This window comes from Bacillus sp. 05T31 (genome assembly GCF_056396725.1).
This window is the reverse complement of the sequence record NZ_JBFTMA010000957.1, coordinates 1-1,266: the sequence shown is the minus strand read 5'-3', so window position 1 is coordinate 1,266 and position 1,266 is coordinate 1. Positions and strand designations below refer to the sequence as shown.

General features: G+C 32.8%; 2 protein-coding genes and 1 pseudogene. 2 read left to right on the top strand and 1 reads right to left on the bottom strand.

Going from position 1 to position 1,266, the window contains the following annotated elements:
* Positions 1-518 (top strand): Ger(x)C family spore germination C-terminal domain-containing protein (locus tag AC1DJR_RS30280; RefSeq protein ID WP_477004290.1); only part of this gene is annotated, 518 nt, incomplete at its 5' end.
* Positions 519-560: 42 nt separating this feature from the next.
* Positions 561-733 (top strand): annotated as a pseudogene (locus AC1DJR_RS30275) (GNAT family N-acetyltransferase); the annotation flags it as partial.
* Positions 734-767: 34 nt separating this feature from the next.
* Here the strand turns inward: AC1DJR_RS30275 and AC1DJR_RS30270 are convergent.
* The coding region (locus AC1DJR_RS30270; protein ID WP_477004289.1) for a DUF1836 domain-containing protein at positions 768-1,266 on the bottom strand (499 nt) is incomplete at its 5' end.

Below are 1,266 nucleotides of genomic sequence, written 5' to 3'. Positions count from 1 at the left end.
CAGGTACAGCTTTGTTAGATGACAAAGGAAGGTATAAATTAACACTAAAATCCGATGAAAATAAATTATTACGCATTTTGCAACAAAGAATTACAGGTGATTTTCCATTTACAATTGCAATTAAACTAAAGTCGAATAGCCAGGATAAAGATTGGATAAGTTTTACTGCCTATAATATTAAAGTAAAGACAAAGGTAAGATATGATAATAAATTTATATTTAATACAGATATAAAGATGAAGGTCGGCATTACAGAACAGCTTTTTTCGTTTAATACAAGAAAAGATGGAGAAAAATTACAAAAGGCGATTGAAACTGAGTTAGAAGCTGATTTCAAGCAATTAATAAAGAAAATACAAGCTACCAATATTGATCCTATTGGGCTTGGGAGATACGCAAGAACTTATACATATCCAGAATGGAAAAAAGTCCAAAATAAATGGAATAATGCATTAGCAAAGGGCGATGTGAATGTCAAGGTACATGTGAAAATTGGTGCGATGGGGACGATTAAGTAACATGAGTTGAACTGAGATCCGTACTAAAATTGCAAGTACCTTCAATATTTTATTAAGAGGTCATTTTTAGACCCCGATATACATGCGGTTGTATTACAAGTTAGGGAAGATAATAAGAGGGCAATTCGATGTTATGAGAAAGCTGGGTTCAAAAAAAACAGAATCAAGTGAAAATGCATGAGATGCAAAGAGTTAAAGAGTATAAAATAGTTTAGAAATAAAAAATAGGAGCAATTCTGCTCCTATTTTTTACGGCTTCACATCTAAATTTTGTAAAAATAACGTTGCTGTCACATAACGTTTCGCTAACATTTGTACATATGCGGTATGTACAGATAGTGTAGCGATAATAATAGCGTTACGAATTGCTTCGCGTTGTTCGTTATTWATTTGATCGAACTTRCTTGCKATTTTATCAGCTTTTTCTTTTACRATATTTTCRATYGTATGAAYKGTATCTGTAGCATTTAGTTGTAAGCAATTCCCTTGATTCAGTTCTTCAAATAAAGAAGAATAAGCTACATATAAATGAAGAGGGTTAATTAAATCATCACTTCGATCGGCCGGGTCATTTACGATGAGTCGTAATAGTTTGCGAATAGATTCAAAATCAAGCGCTGTTTTTAAATCTTCGACAATGAATAGTAATGCTGCTTGTTCGATTGAGTATTTCTTCCCTTTTTGAGGGGAGCCAATCATTTCTTTTATATCTCGTTTCACCCAGTTTTGCATAGCAGTTACAGAGAAG